Source organism: Psychrobacter immobilis, from assembly GCF_904846185.1.
Classification (GTDB): Bacteria; Pseudomonadota; Gammaproteobacteria; order Pseudomonadales; family Moraxellaceae; genus Psychrobacter; species Psychrobacter immobilis_B.
The window spans coordinates 1-13,589 of sequence record NZ_CAJGZQ010000031.1 but is presented as its reverse complement, the minus strand read 5'-3'; the positions used below and the strand labels follow the sequence as shown (position 1 = coordinate 13,589).

At 42.6% G+C, this 13,589-nt stretch carries 12 protein-coding genes; 3 read left to right on the top strand and 9 right to left on the bottom strand.

What is annotated here, in order from left to right:
• The first annotated feature begins 79 nt into the window (after window positions 1-79).
• The gene (gene glmM / locus JMW94_RS13575) at window positions 80-1,450 is read left to right on the top strand and encodes a phosphoglucosamine mutase (protein ID WP_201604752.1); all 1,371 of its coding nucleotides are present in this window, start codon (window positions 80-82) and stop codon (window positions 1,448-1,450) included.
• 43 nt (window positions 1,451-1,493) lie between these two features.
• Window positions 1,494-2,138, top strand: coding sequence for a pyridoxamine 5'-phosphate oxidase (pdxH, locus tag JMW94_RS13570; RefSeq protein WP_201604761.1), 645 nt, complete (start codon window positions 1,494-1,496; stop codon window positions 2,136-2,138).
• Window positions 2,139-2,235: 97 nt separating this feature from the next.
• Here pdxH and JMW94_RS13565 read toward each other — a convergent pair whose 3' ends face one another.
• The 8 genes from JMW94_RS13565 to JMW94_RS13530 all read right to left on the bottom strand — a co-directional run bounded on the left by JMW94_RS13565 (window position 2,236) and on the right by JMW94_RS13530 (window position 11,096).
• The gene (locus tag JMW94_RS13565; RefSeq protein ID WP_045446328.1) at window positions 2,236-2,670 is read right to left on the bottom strand and encodes a hypothetical protein; all 435 of its coding nucleotides are present in this window, start codon (window positions 2,668-2,670) and stop codon (window positions 2,236-2,238) included.
• Window positions 2,671-2,761: 91 nt separating this feature from the next.
• Window positions 2,762-4,057, bottom strand: a complete 1,296-nt coding sequence (locus tag JMW94_RS13560) for an HlyD family secretion protein (RefSeq protein WP_201604751.1) — start codon at window positions 4,055-4,057, stop codon at window positions 2,762-2,764.
• Window positions 4,058-4,164: 107 nt separating this feature from the next.
• A complete protein-coding gene (locus tag JMW94_RS13555) occupies window positions 4,165-5,781 on the bottom strand; it encodes an MFS transporter (RefSeq protein WP_201604750.1) in 1,617 nt (538 codons plus the stop codon).
• A 502-nt stretch (window positions 5,782-6,283) separates the two neighbouring features.
• Window positions 6,284-6,913, bottom strand: coding sequence for a glutathione S-transferase family protein (locus tag JMW94_RS13550; RefSeq protein WP_109592663.1), 630 nt, complete (start codon window positions 6,911-6,913; stop codon window positions 6,284-6,286).
• A gap of 47 nt (window positions 6,914-6,960) precedes the next feature.
• Window positions 6,961-7,638, bottom strand: coding sequence for a type 1 glutamine amidotransferase domain-containing protein (locus JMW94_RS13545; protein WP_045446333.1), 678 nt, complete (start codon window positions 7,636-7,638; stop codon window positions 6,961-6,963).
• Window positions 7,639-7,857: 219 nt separating this feature from the next.
• Window positions 7,858-8,907, bottom strand: a complete 1,050-nt coding sequence (locus tag JMW94_RS13540) for an NADP-dependent oxidoreductase (RefSeq protein WP_201604749.1) — start codon at window positions 8,905-8,907, stop codon at window positions 7,858-7,860.
• Window positions 8,908-9,063: 156 nt separating this feature from the next.
• Complete coding sequence (locus JMW94_RS13535) at window positions 9,064-10,284, bottom strand: iron-containing alcohol dehydrogenase (RefSeq protein WP_193008826.1); 1,221 nt, start codon at window positions 10,282-10,284, stop codon at window positions 9,064-9,066.
• A gap of 209 nt (window positions 10,285-10,493) precedes the next feature.
• Entirely contained in the window at window positions 10,494-11,096 is a 603-nt protein-coding gene (locus JMW94_RS13530) for a TetR/AcrR family transcriptional regulator (RefSeq protein WP_055124963.1), read from the bottom strand.
• A 406-nt stretch (window positions 11,097-11,502) separates the two neighbouring features.
• Here JMW94_RS13530 and JMW94_RS13525 point away from each other — a divergent pair, with 406 nt between their 5' ends.
• On the top strand, window positions 11,503-12,993 hold the full coding sequence (locus JMW94_RS13525; protein ID WP_087814161.1) for an aldehyde dehydrogenase family protein: 1,491 nt from the start codon (window positions 11,503-11,505) through the stop codon (window positions 12,991-12,993).
• A gap of 94 nt (window positions 12,994-13,087) precedes the next feature.
• On the opposite strand, the gene JMW94_RS13520 is transcribed toward JMW94_RS13525, so the two are convergent.
• Window positions 13,088-13,318: a hypothetical protein gene (locus JMW94_RS13520; protein ID WP_045446342.1), complete on the bottom strand. Its 231-nt coding sequence runs from the start codon at window positions 13,316-13,318 to the stop codon at window positions 13,088-13,090.
• Window positions 13,319-13,589: the final 271 nt, after the last annotated feature.

Below are 13,589 nucleotides of genomic sequence, written 5' to 3'. Positions count from 1 at the left end.
TAATAACTACTTAGACTGTTTATACGTTATTGTTTGCGTATTCGTCTGGTTTTCACTCTTAGATTTGGGAGCATACATAATGAGCTACTTTGGCACCGATGGTATTCGCGGAAAATTCGGTGAGTCGCCGATCACACCAGACTTTATTTTAAAATTGGGCTATGTGACGGGACGTGTGCTGATAGAGAATAATGACAATCCTGCGCGCAAGCCAAGCGTGGTCATCGGTAAGGATACGCGGCTGTCAGGTTATGTGATTGAAGGCGCATTGCAAGCGGGGTTTAATGCCGCTGGTGTCGATGTGCATATGCTTGGACCATTACCCACACCAGCGATTGCGCATTTGACCCGTAGTTTTAATGCAGATGCTGGGGTAGTTATTTCAGCGTCGCACAATCCTTACTATGATAACGGTATCAAGCTGTTTTCAGGTGATGGCAAAAAGCTGACTGATGAGATGCAAAACTCTATTAATGACAAGCTAAAAGCGATTATGAGTGCCTCTGAGGCGGACAATAACGTGATCATGCCTATTCTTGATCCTGCACAATTGGGGAAAAATAATCGAATCAATGATGCCAAAGGGCGCTATATCGAATTCTGTAAAGGCAGTTTTCCCTATCAGTACGACTTGAGTCATCTGACTGTCGTCGTAGATTGTGCCAATGGTGCAGGCTATAGCGTGGCACCAAGAGTCATGCGTGAGTTGGGTGCCAATGTGATTGCTATTAACAATACGCCTGATGGCATCAATATCAATGCCGACTGCGGCTCTACCCATCCTGAAGGCTTACAGAAAGCAGTGATTGAGTACGAGGCAGATGTTGGTATCGCACTAGACGGTGATGGTGATCGTATTGTGATGGTTGATGAGGCTGGTAATCTGGTCGACGGCGATGGCATTTTATACGTACTTGCTACCCAAGGTCAGACTAAGGCGAAAGGTGTGGTTGGTACGCTGATGAGTAACATGGGCTTAGAGTTGGCACTCAAAGCGGCAGACATTAACTTTACGCGTGCGAAAGTAGGCGATCGTTATGTGATGCATGAGCTTGAAGCGAATGGCTGGATACTGGGCGGCGAACCATCGGGTCATATTCTATGTTTGGATAAGAGTCGTACGGGCGATGCAATTATCGCCGGCTTGCAAGTGCTTGCGGTGATGGAAGCACGTGGTAAAGCACTCAGTGATTTGACCGAAGGCTTTGAAAAATTGCCACAAAAACTGGTCAATGTACGCTTAAGTAAAATGCAAGATCCGTTTGAACATAAAGAGCTGGTTGCTGCTTTTGCAAAAGCACAGGCTACTTTAGAGGGTCGTGGTCGTTTGCTCATTCGCCAGTCAGGTACAGAGCCTATGATACGTGTGATGGTTGAGTCGGATGATGAAATAGAGTGTGATGTATTGGCAAATGATTTGGCTGACCATATCAAAGCAGTATTGGGTTAACGTCATAACATAGTTATATTAAAATAAGGAATATTTTATGAGCATGGATTTTACCGATCAGCGTTTGTCATACGAAAAAGGTGAGCTTGATCAACAGTCCGTCCCAGACTCTCCATTTGAGCTACTAAAAGAATGGATGAATGAGGCAATAGCACAAAAGGTGCAAGAGCCTTACGCGATGAGTCTGGCGACGTGCGGTGCTGATAATAAACCTAGCGTGCGCATCGTACTTATGCGTGAGATTACTGAAAATGGTGTGGTGTTTTATACCAACTATGAAAGCGCTAAAGGTCAAGATATTGCCGAAAACCCGAATGCCGAAGCGCTATTCTTTTGGCACGAGCTGGAGCGTCAAGTACGTATTAGTGGCAGCATTGCTAAAATCGATGCTAATAAGTCATCTGCTTACTTTCAAAAGCGTCCTCACGACAGTCAAGTGGGTGCGTGGGTTAGTCAACCTCAAAGTGGCGAAGTTGCTGATCGTGAGGTGATGCAAACCAAGTTTGATGAGCTACAAAATCAGTATCCAGAAAGTAGCCAAGTGCCAACACCAGAATTTTGGGGTGGTTACGAGATTAGCATTCATGAGATTGAGTTTTGGCAAGGTCGTGCCAATCGTATGCATGACCGTATTGTCTATACTAAAGACAATGGTGAAAGCTGGAGTACCAAGCGTTTATTACCTTAAACATATTTGCTGTTTATATTTAGATATAAGCAGAGAGTGATTTCTTAGGTGCTGTTGCTGCTCTAAACAGCAACAGCACCTAATTTTATTAAAAGCTTTATGGTATAAGCTCGAGTACTTGCGACTTTTTTAGCTTTCCTGGGAAGTTTCCTGTAAATATACGGCAATATAAAGTTTTGTCGTTCTCTAAGTATGTTGAAGAATCAAGTTTGATGCTATAGATGTATTGATCTGAAAGTGTGTCAGCAGTAGGTTTGGTGTTTTTAGGAATATTGCCGCTCAAATAATTATTCGAAGAGTAGTCAGGAATGTATTTATCATCATAGATTCGTTTATCGTTGATACAATGTATATAACTCCCTGTATTTCTAGTTGATTCACGTATTGAAAAATTAGCTTCTGATAAAAAAGTTATTTCATAATATGATGATGTCCGTTTAAACTCGACCAATTGAACTTCCGTATTTTTATGATTTTTTATGCACCCTGATAAAATGAGTAAAGCACTTAATCCTATTATCTTATTCCGCATTATCATTCCTTTCATATAGTCAATTTATCATAAACTGACTATAAACATACGCAGCATCAAAAATGATGAATAGTAGCAAGCAAATATCCTTTTACCTTTCGTTTCTTTGAGTATCGACATCGACCGATACCGACATACCGGGGCGCAATTGCGCAAGCTCAGGTTGTCCTTGCTCTAAATCTATTCGTACCGGAATACGCTGAGCGATTTTAATATAGTTGCCAGTTGCAGGGTTTGCCGCGCCCGCGCTAAATTCACTGCCAGTCGCTGGCGAGATATTGCTGACATGACCTCGAAACGTAGCGCCGCCTAGCGCATCCACATGAATAGTTGCAGGCTCACCGACAGTCATATTTGCCACTTGGGTTTCTTTAAAGTTGGCAATAATCCACACGCCTTTTGGTACCACATACATGAGCTGTGTGCCCGCGCTGACATATTGCCCAGCTTTGACGCTGACTTGACTCAGTTGTCCTGATTCAGGGGCAGTAATAATCGTATTGTCTAAATTAATCTGTGCTTGCTTAGCAACTGCTTCTGCATTTTTAATATTGGCATCGAGTGATGAGCGGCTACCACTGGTTTTTTTGCTGGCTTCAAGGGCGACTTGTAAATTGGCTTCTGCTTGCTGCACGCCAGCTTGTGCTTGAGCGAGCTGAGCTTGGGCATGAGCAACTTCTGCTTTGGATACTGCGCCAATCGCATCAAGTCCTTGATAGCGCTTTACATCTTCGCGTGCACTATCAACGCTGACTTTGGCACTATATAAGTCCGCTTTACGTGCTTCGATTTGCGCCTGACTGGTGCCCGTATCTTGCGCATTGCTTGAGCGGTCGGTCATAGCAACTTCGATATTGGCTTGTGCTTGTTCGAGCTGCTGCAAAAAGGCACGGTCATCTATCTTGACCAATAAATCACCTGCTTGTACATTTTCAAAATCTTGCACTGCCACTTCTGTGACATAGCCAGAAACTTGCGGGCTGATAATTGTTGTTTGACCTTTTACAAAGGCATTATTAGTCTGCTGAACCGTAGGCGTAAAGGGCGGTAGCTTCCACGCATAAAGAATCAAAAGGACGCCAATAATGATTAGTGCAATCAATAAACCTAGGTTAAAGTAAGATTTCTTTTTAGGCGACCAACCCGTAGCGTCAGGAATAGGCTCTTTTGGCGGCATTGGCGTTTCATCAGCATCAGCAACGGACGTTATTATTGAGTCCTCTTTTTTCGCTACGGACGCAGTATCATCATTTTTCGATTGGTTTAAAGGCACCTCTATTGCTGCTGCATTGGATGATGTCTGATTGTTTTCAGCAGTATTTTGGGTAGCATCTTGAGCGGTGTTTTGATTATGGTCATCAAGATCATTTAATTTGTCTTCGCTCATGATGCGCTCCTAATGAGATTAGTAAACATAGTGGATAACTTTTTAAAATATAGTAATTAGCATAAGAAGAAAAGGTAACAGCAAAAAATCGATATGATTATCACCTGTTATTTTTTGCCCATCATTTCTGCCAATGCGGCAAGTTCTTTACCAAGTGGATTGCGTTTATGATAAAGGTAATAAAAATAAACCATCAATAAATATAGCGCGGTGATGGTGGCGCTCACCGCCATCAAAAAGAATAAATCGTCATAAGCGGCGACCGTTGCTTGACGTTGTACACTCTGTAGCATTTGGGTCATCGTAGCAGGATCAGTGGTATTCATTGAACTGACCATATCGGCATAATGCATCTGAGTACGAATGGTGGTAAATGCTTGAATACCTGCCGCGCCTGCCAAACCACCGATCGTTTGTGAAATACCAAAAATCACCGAAAAGCTAATAATATAGGCAGGTCCGTTAGCAATGGCGCGAAACATACCTTCAAATACCATTGGTCCCATGAAGTAAACGGCAGCAAAAGCGATTATAAACTGACTGAAATAAAACATATAAGGGGCAGAGTTTAGCGACACACCCGTATCTATCCATGCACCAATCGCAATCAAGGCAACCGCAAAAATCACTGGTCGGCGCAGATCCGTCGCTTTGGTGGTAAAAATGCTAATCACTAATGCCAGTATGCTAGCCACCAAGATGATGGCATAGAAAACAATCAGCTGGTCATTACCATAACCAAGGTTTGCTAATAATCCTGCGGCGCCCACACTTTGCTCAGACAGCAAAATGCGCATGACGGCACCAGTAATCATAAAGGCAATAATGGTGCGACTACGCATCCAGCGCACTTGTAACATAGGGTTTTTGCGATGCGTCTCAATCCATAAAGCAATCGAGATAGTCACGACGGCAATGATCAATGGATAGCTAAGCCAAGGCATCGTCCACCATTGAATTCTACCTTGTACTAAAAATACTGATAGGGCGGCAAGACCACTGGCAAAAAAGCCAAAACTCACCAAATCAAGTTTTTCAAAGACCTTTTCCGTGTTACCCGGTGGTAGCTCAAGAATGTTAATAAGCCCAAAGCAAATCAGCGATAATCCCACTTGAAATAAAAATAAACCTTCAAGCTGACCATCAACGGCTAAATAAGGCGAGATAATCCGTGACAGTGGAATGCCAAACTGTACCAAGCCGAACCCCAATATCAGTCCGCTGATACGCCGAGCAGTTGGCATGCCTTGTAGACAATAAAAAATAGACAATACCGTCATCGCACTAGCCACCACACCACTAAAACCACGGGCAACCAGCTCTAAATAATAAGGCTCGATGCTGATGCCAGTCGTTGTACTGAGCAGATTGCTACTGACCAGCCACTGCATACTGGTGGCTGCCAATAAAAAGAACAAAGTAATTTTGCTAAAGGAGGACATGCCAAATTGCTGGCGAATTTTGTACAGCAGCACCGTGACACAAGCATTGGTCATATTGTAAGCGACTGATATCCAACCACCTTCTACTGGTGTTAACCCCATTTCACCTTGGATTTGAGTGAGATTCGCGACCAATAGACCGTTCTGAAAGCTGGCAGTTAAGCCAATAAAAATACCAATCAGTAAATAAAATACTTTACGGCGCACAGGGTGATCAGGGGTGGCAGGCGAGCCAAGCATGAATGGTCGTTCATGGGGCTTAAACTGGTATTCAGTACTCATGGATGGATAATCTGCGTAGAGGGATAAAATGGTATATAGCCGTTGTTACACAAGCATCACGCTCATCGGATAGTCATAAGACTCAAGACGTTCAAAGTCATTTAATAAAAAGTCATTTAACAGAAAGTCATTTAGTAGACTGATAAAACCAAAAAAGTATTCTAAACCCTGTTTTGAATACTTTATCATAATTTTTGTTGAGCATTTATCACGCATAACTAACACATTGAAAATCAAGTTAAAAAATAGATGCAGCTGTCTGTCAATGATAGACGATAAGAAACACAGTGCTATAGTCAGAGCACTTTTAAACCGCTACGGTGTTACCCACCCTAGATGTACTCAGTATACTATCTGCGGTCGGTCGCCATGTAGCGATTCTAAAATTCCTTGACTATATGTCACATAGCTACGACTCAGGTCATTTTTGCCCATAAAAAACAGCTCTATAAAGAGCTGTTTTTTATACATTAAATAGTTGATAAACAGTTAGACCATGGTACTAAATAGAGTGATCATAATTCGCCTCTAAACGCATGCTGCGCTGATAGCTATCAAGACTGGCGAGTTGTAAAGCATACTGCTTAATATGTGGATAATCATCTAACGCTTCGCGCTTAGCCAGCATGATTAAGTCAAAAGACAGCATAAAGTCAGCGCCGCTTAGCTTATGACCAACGATAAATGACTTATCTGCAACTTCCTCGTTTAGATAGCTCAACAGTCTGTGTTTTTCTTGACTGATATAACCATCTAAAAACTCGTTATCGACGATACCGGCTTTTTTGGTAAATAGCTCCAGTAATAACGGCAACATGAGCGAGCTTTCAGCAAAGTTAATCCATTGCAGATAATGGCCATAGTCTACGCTATCAGTCGTAGGACGTAAGCGCTCTGGCGCAAATCGCTCAATCAATAACTCAGTGATTGCACCCGACTCGGCATAAAGTTGACCATCCATCTCGATAACCGGAGATTTACCGAGTGGATGTACCGCCTTTAAACTGTCTGGTGCCAAATGAGTATTAGGATCGCGTTGATGACTAATGATCTCATAAGGCACGCCCAGCTCTTCTAAAAGCCATAAAATACGTAATGAGCGAGACTGGTTGAGATGATGTAAGCGAATCATGATAGTGGCCTTTTTGCATGGTCTATTATATTAACGTTAAAAAGATATTAACCTTTCAGCTTAGTGATTAAGCGCTTGGCAGCTTCCTCTGATGACGCTGGGTTTTGCCCAGTAATCAGCAAGCCATCTTCGACCACAAATGATTCCCAATCAGCGGCTTTTTCATAGTTACCACCATTGGCTTTTAGTGCATCTTCTACTAAGAATGGCACGACATCTGTTAGACCAACGGCGTCTTCTTCTGAATTGGTAAAGCCAGTCACTGTTTTGCCTTTGACTAAATACTCACCGTCAATTTTGACATTTTTAAGAGCGGCTGGAGAATGACAAACAAAGGCGACAGGTTTGTCTTGTTTGACAAACGTCTCAATCAAATTGATCGAATTTTTATCAACTGCCAAGTCCCATAATGGACCATGACCGCCTGGATAAAAGACTGAATCAAAATCTTCAGCGTTCATATCAGCGAGTTTTTCAGTATTGGCAAGATGCTTTTGAGCATCGCTATCTTCTTTAAAACGCTTGGTATCTTTCGTTTGGGTGTCTTCAGTGTCACTGCTAGGATCAAGCGGTGGCTGCCCGCCAGCAGGAGAAGCAAGTGTCACATTTACGCCTGCATCGATAAAAGCGTAATAAGGCGCGGCAAACTCTTCTAGCCAAAACCCCGTTTTTTTACCAGTATCGCCCAACTTATCATGTGAGGTTAGTACCATTAAAATATTCATAGTCTTCCTTATTTATTATTGATGTTGTTCTTAAATCATGGGTTGTTAGCAGTCATATTTAATTAATCATCTGTAATCAATATGAGTATTTGCAATGACTGCTAGCGGTATCCATAGAACAGTATTCATGGTTGAGAGGTCATTTTCAGTGGTTGTCTTAGCAAGTTATGTTGTTAAGTCGTTATTTGCGATTCAACCAACTGATAACCATTGGTTCGGTTATTCAACCTCAGAAACTTTAACCACTGTTTTACCAAAGTTATCGCCATTTAGCATGCGAACAAAGGCGTTTGGTGCATCATCTAAGCCTTCGGCGATATATTCTTTGGTTTTAACATCGCCTGACTCGACCCATTTACTCATGGTTTTTAAGAATTCTGGGAAGTGATCGCCATACTCTTCAAAAATAATGAACCCTTTAATGGTGAGACGACGGCTTAGAATGTTGCCCATTAATACGCCTAAACGATCTTTACCATCAGGCAGCTCGGTGGCGTTGTATTGCGAGACCAGACCACAGACTGGGATACGTGCATGAGCATTTAATAATGGCATAACAGCATCAAACACTTTGCCACCGACGTTTTCGTAATAGATATCGATGCCATCTGGGCACGCCGCTTTTAATTGCTCGGCAAAGTCATCCGCTTTATGGTCAATACAGACATCAAAGCCTAGCTCATTGACAGCAAAGTCACATTTTTCTTTGCCACCAGCCACACCAACGGTACGTAAGCCATATTGGTTGCCAACTTGACCTACTGTTGCACCAACGGGACCCGTTGCGGCAGCGACGACCAAAGTTTCCCCTTTTTGCGGCTTACCGATGTCGGTCAAACCCATGTAACCGGTAAAGCCTGGCATACCTAGTACGCCTAAACCATAAGAGGGATTTGACATGTTTTTATCAAGCTTTAAGACGCCTTCGCCATCACTGACGCTATAGTCTTGCCAGCCTGAGTTTGAGACCACTAAGTCACCCACAGCAAATTTGTCGATATTGGATTCAACGACTTGGGCAACCGTGCCACCCATCATGACATCACCCACTTCTAGCGGATCAGCATAGCTTTTCGCATCGCTCATACGTCCACGCATGTATGGATCTAAGGATAAGTAGACGGTACGCAGCAGCATTTCATTGTTATTTGGCGATGGGATATCGCTGGTTACCATATCAAAGTTTTCAGCTTTTGGCTCACCTGTTGGACGGCTTGCCAATTTAATTTGACGGTTTGTTTGTTGATTTTGTTGTTTATCAAAGCTCATTATCAGATTCCTTTTCTATTTATTGATTTTAAGATTCTATTGATTTTAATATTTACTGGTTTTGATATTTAATGGTGAATGGAGTAGTTACTCAGTGCTGAGCAACTACTATAAATAGCATAACAATATGTGTTTCTTATTACGGTGGTGTTTTTATTAAGCAGCTTTACTACTAATAGCACGTTGTAGAATACGACGTGACACTTCTAAATCATTGTTGCTGTGCTCGCCTAACTGAACCATATTGTGCGCTTCAAGCTGCTTGATAATCGGGTCAATAGCTGACGCATCAAGTTCTGCATCTTCTAAACTGACGGGCAAGCCAAGGTCGCGGAAGAAGTTTTCTGTACGGACAATAGCGGCTTCAATGACAGCGTCTTCGTCTTGATGAGTATCATCGAGCGTAATATTCCAGACATTATGTGCATATTGAAGTAATTTCTCTTTTTTGCTGTCTTTCAACTCGCGCATTACTGAGGGTAATAAAATGGTTAGGGTGCGAGCATGATCGATGCTGTGTAACGAGGTTAGCTCATGACCGATCATATGTGTCGTCCAGTCTTGCGGTACGCCTGCACCGATTAGACCATTGAGTGCCATTGTCGCTGTCCACATGATATTCTTACGAGTTTCTAAGTTTTCTGGATCTTGTTTAACGATACGACCTTCATCAATGAGAATTTTCAGCAAGCTCTCAGCAAAGGCATCTTGCACTTTTGCATTGACTGGATACGTTAGATACTGTTCCATGACATGGACAAAGGCATCCGCAACACCATTCATCACTTGACGCTCAGGTAATGTCAGTGTTTTGATTGGATCTAATATTGAGAACTTAGGGAAGGCAAGTGCGTTGCCAAATGGTAGCTTAGCTTGACGTTCACTATAATTGATGACGCCGCCTGAGTTCATCTCAGAGCCAGTGGCTGGAATGGTCAAAACAGCACCCAAATCGATGGCAGAATCAATGTCTCTGCAATAGCTGGTTAGTGCATTCCATGCTTGTTCGCGTGAGACAGTCGTGCCATCTTCTTCAGTAAGTGACGATACCAATGCCACAAATTTGCTACCATCAATGACTGAGCCGCCCCCGACCGCTAGCAAAAAGTCAATATTGTGCTCATTGACCATATCTGCTGCTTTTAAAAGCGTCGTGAATTCTGGATTGGCTTCAATACCACCAAATTCGAATACGGTACGTGTACCGCTCGCAGCCAAAGCTTCTTTTACTTCGTCTAGCGTACCTGTGCGCTGTGCCGAACCGCCACCATAAGTGATAAGCACACGGGCATCAGTCGGGACCAATTCCGATAGTTGTTTGATTTGACCTTCACCAAAGACGATACGTACTGGATTGTAATATTGGAAGTTATTCATAGTATTCCTAAAATTATTAAATATTTGTGTTGGGCGTATGGGGTGCAAAAACCTCAGTGGCAAATTAGCCATTCGTTTTTACAACTGTGGGCATTGTACATTAAATAGACCAGTCGTCTAGTAATTTTTACAAAACTCTCTTATAACTCAATTTTTTGCTTTAGATATAGGGAAGTATAAATGGCTAAAAAAGTGTTTAACGCACGAGATTAGCGTCCCAATTGAGAAGTAGTCATCTGCCATACTTCTGCAAGCGGTGTATTGGTTTGGCTAATCTTGGCGATTAAACTGGCACCAAGCCAAGCAAAATACCAACGTTTGGCCATGCTCTCGGCCGCGATATTGTCAGGTTGTGGTACAGAGTCATCCGCCCAGCCTGCTTTGATTTGTTCGGCAAGCCAGCTGATTGTCTGCTGGTAACCAGCATTCAGTGCGATGCGCATAGGCTCAGATAGATCTGCAACCTCAGCGCTGAGCTTAACCACCAAGCACTTTTCATGATCACAGCCATTTTGCTGGGTGTCATACCAGCTTTGAAAGTAATCATAAATCTTTTGCTGGGCATTAACTTTTTGACGACCAATGGTGTCTAAGCGTATCTTATAGTCAGTAAAATAATGACTGATGATAGCTTCACCGAACGCTTCCTTTGAGGCAAAATAATGGTAAAAAGAGCCTTTAGGAATACCAGCTGTGTCTAGTATTTGTTTGATACCGACGGCAGTAAAACCTTTTTTAGAGATCAGTTGATAGCCTGTTTCTAACAGATGCGTTTTGGTATCTGGTGGGATTGTGGTTGAGGCCGCAGACATAATAGTAATGTCCTCCTATATTTTTTATGAATGTATTTCAGAGATAAGGTATGGCGAATAATGCTACTTAGCGCGCTATTAACAATTATTCATGATACTTTCTATGGGTCGATGCAGATTTTTATCGTTGCTTATAATGAGTGCTTATTGTCAGGGTTGATATGGTCACGTTACGTTTTTTCAACAATACTTGCTGACAAAATACGCTTATTTGTATGAGGTCTATGGTAGCATTAGACCAGTCGTCTAGCAAGTTTCGTTTTGATGTGCTTAATCAAATGTCGCGAGCGCAGGCTATTTAATATAAATAACTGTGTTAAGGGTTATTTTTTATCTGCCTCAATTTGCTAGCCATACTGTTTTATTGACAACCAACATAACATCCATAAAATAAATGAGAAGAATTATGTTAACTGATACCGATAATACCAAAGCCAATGCCTATAATGATTTCCACCTCCAGTACATTGCAGGGGAATGGCAAAGCGGTCAAGATGATAGCGTCAATACCAACACCAACCCCTACAATGGCGATACACTTGTAAAGATTCAGCAGGCGACAGAAGCACAGCTTAATGAAGCTTATCAAGCAGCAAGTGCGGCACAAAAAGAGTGGGCACAGCAAACGCCAGCGACACGAGCAGGTGTACTATATAAAGTGGTTGAGATTTTAGATCAGCGCCAAGATGAAATCGTCGATTGGCTCATTAAAGAGTCGGGCAGTACCCGTGTTAAAGCCATGGTGGAGTTTGCTGCTACCCGCGGCATTACCCTTGAGGCTGCGACTTTCCCCAGTCGTGTACATGGCGAGATTCGTCCATCTAACACCCCTGGCAAAGAAAACTTTGTTTACCGTGAGCCCATCGGTGTCGTCGCTGTCATTAGTCCGTGGAACTTTCCATTACATTTGACACAACGTTCTATTGCACCAGCCTTAGCACTTGGTAACGCTGTGGTACTCAAGCCTGCGAGTGATACTCCAGTGACTGGTGGTTTGCTGCTAGCAAAAGTATTCGAAGAAGCAGGTTTGCCAAAAGGCTTGCTCAACGTGGTGGTTGGCTCAGGCAAAGAGATAGGAGATGCGATCGTTGAACACAAAACCCCAAGCTTTGTATCATTTACTGGCTCTACTTCAGTCGGTAAGCGCATTGGCGAGTTGGCCAATGGCGGCGACTACATTAAACAAGTAGCGCTTGAGTTGGGTGGTAATAGTCCATTTGTGGTACTAAAAGACGCTGATATTGAGCAAGCGGTCAAAGCAGCAGCCTTTGGCAAATTCTTACATCAAGGTCAAATCTGTATTGCTATTAATCGTATTATCGTTGAAGACGAGATTTATGATGACTTTGTTGAGCGTTTCTTGGCACACGTTAAAACGTTAAATGTCGGCGATCCGAGCAAACAAGACACGGCGGTTGGTCCGATTATTAACAAAAAACAAGTCGAATCGTTGAAAGAGAAAATCGCTAATGCGCAGCAAGAAGGCGCAAAAATGATATTAAGTGGTGAGATTAAAGGACAAGTTGTACCGCCGCACATCTTTACTGAAGTGACGCGCGAGATGGATTTGTCACGTAATGAGGTATTTGGACCATTGGTCGGTATCATCCGTGCCAAAGATGAAGATGATGCGTTATCGATCGCCAATGACTCAATGTTTGGTCTGTCGAGTGCGGTATTTACAAAAGATATGGCAAAAGGCATGCGCTTTGCTCGCGGTATCAGAGCAGGCATGACACATATTAATGATATTTCAGTCAATGATGAAAGTAACTTACCATTCGGTGGCGAGAAAAACTCAGGTATTGGTCGTTTTAACGGTGAGTGGGTGCTAGAAGAGTTCACTAGAACGCACTGGATATCTATGCAACATGAGCCACGCGAGTATCCGTTTTAAGCGATGTATATTTTCAATGCTCTAAATTAAAGTTTTAATAATAAAAAAGCCTGCAAATCAGCGGGCTTTTTTTATGGGAACGTTGAAAGTGTGATTATTTAAGGTGAAAGCCTAGCAAGCCTTGTATCTCCTCGACGGTCATATGTCTAACGAGCGCCTGATCTTCTACCGACAAGCGATTGGTGTGCTCTTTTATCATAGTATGGATGCTACGAGCGACCTCAGAGGTGCTAGCATAATACATTTGCGGCTCTTCTTTGGTGAGTTTCATCAAAAACTTATCGATGATTTTGCGCTTTTCATGGGAAGCGTGTTCTTGAGTCATGACATTCTCCTAATTATAAACCATCTAAGCAGTCAGCTCAGTGATAGTCAATGCTTATGGCTAGTATAACGCAGATAACAACGAGGATAGCGACTTAAGTTGAACGGGTAACACGCTCTATACTGTGTGTCACATTCTAAAATATTATCATCTAGCGCCGTAAAACCACGTCCTTCTAGGGCGTGGATATCAGGCGTCAACCGTTGTCACCTAAGATTGAACATACCTTGATAACCAAATACATTGAGATCATAATTACCCCATGAAAACG